Source organism: Alicyclobacillus fodiniaquatilis, from assembly GCF_042678105.1.
Lineage (GTDB): Bacteria > Bacillota > Bacilli > Alicyclobacillales > Alicyclobacillaceae > Alicyclobacillus > Alicyclobacillus fodiniaquatilis.
This window is the reverse complement of the sequence record NZ_JBHUCX010000091.1, coordinates 1-1,059: the sequence shown is the minus strand read 5'-3', so window position 1 is coordinate 1,059 and position 1,059 is coordinate 1. Positions and strand designations below refer to the sequence as shown.

The window sequence follows — 1,059 nt, the reverse complement described above, 5'->3', positions numbered from 1 at the left end:
AGGAACATCGCTGTTTCAACCATTATTTGCGGATTTTCCAGTGGATTCTTGCGGGAAATTCCGCTTTGTCCCTGTTTTCGTCACCTCAATGCCGAGAGGCTATTCTATATCAAAAAATATTAATAGATTTTACCGAATGCTATTGAACTATAGGTTGCGATAGTTCAACAAGAGCTCCAACCGAAATGTGTATGTTTATTCTTAAATATGTATAAACACGTCCCCGTTCATCCATTTGTTTGCTTTACCTCTTCACGTATCTATACAACGTTGGTCGAGACACATTCAACATCGCAGAAACATCGTCTATCGGAATGCTATGGTCGGCTAATAATTTTTTCGCTCGTTCAATCTTTTTCTCATCCATCGCTCTGGGGCGACCACCTTTACGACCCCGGGCGCGCGCAGCAGTTAAACCAGCATTTGTACGTTCGCGAATGATTTCGCGTTCGAATTCGGCCAAAGCGCCAAACACGTGAAAAATGAGTTTTCCACCTGGTGTTGTTGTGTCGATATTCTCTTGAAGACTCCGGAACCCGATACCCCTTTCACTCAAATCAGTCACAACTTCGATTAGATGCTTGAGGGACCGTCCTAGCCGGTCTAACTTCCAAACAACCAATGTGTCACCGTTACGTAAATACTCCAGTGCATCATCAAGACCAGGCCGCCGATGCCTTTGAGCCACTGGACACGTCTTCATAAATTCGTTCGCACCCAGCTCCACTCAGGGTGTCCTTCTGCAGCTCAAGGTGTTGATCTTGAGTCGATACACGGGCATAACCAATTAACATACCGGTTCCTCCCTTGCTTTCAGGTGATCGCACCATTTTTCCGTCTACTATTTCTATGTCATCCTGGAACATCTTTCGATTATATCAAAACTCGTGTGTGTCATATATATTGATATTTTGTTTTTGAGATGAATTTTGATGCGTGTAAATCGGCAAACTACTTAGGGGCTGCTGAATGATCTATGCAACGGCACTGTTGATGGCAAAATCCAGTGCGATGAGTTCGGAGAGTATGAGACAAAAAAGAAACCGTAGCCTCTTCTCA

1 pseudogene is annotated in these 1,059 nt (G+C 44.0%); it reads right to left on the bottom strand.

The features are described 5' to 3' along the window. Positions 1 to 244: 244 nt before the first annotated feature. Positions 245 to 794 (bottom strand): annotated as a pseudogene (locus ACFSB2_RS21410) (recombinase family protein). Positions 795 to 1,059: the final 265 nt, after the last annotated feature.